The 223-nt window shown below is 67.3% G+C and carries 1 protein-coding gene; it reads left to right on the forward strand.

What is annotated here, in order from left to right; translation table 11 throughout:
* Positions 1–223 (forward strand): HNH endonuclease signature motif containing protein (locus HMPREF2990_RS13020; protein WP_168167140.1); only part of this gene is annotated, 223 nt, incomplete at both ends.

The raw sequence follows: 223 nt of genomic DNA on the forward strand, positions 1-223 counted from the left end.
CCACATCCTGCCTGATGGCTACATCACCCTCGCCGCACCACACCTGGGTCCGATTAACACTCACCGGGCACGCCTTGCCTCGCCGGTGCAGCGCCTGGCGATCGAGGCGGACTCGCCAACCTGCTGCTGGCCGGACTGCACCACCCCGATCGCCAAGTGCCAGGCCCACCACCTGACCGACTACGCCCAGGGCGGTGAGACCCACCCGTCGAATATGTGCTGG

It is taken from the genome of Corynebacterium sp. HMSC071B10 (assembly GCF_001814825.1).
In the GTDB taxonomy this organism is placed as follows: domain Bacteria; phylum Actinomycetota; class Actinomycetes; order Mycobacteriales; family Mycobacteriaceae; genus Corynebacterium.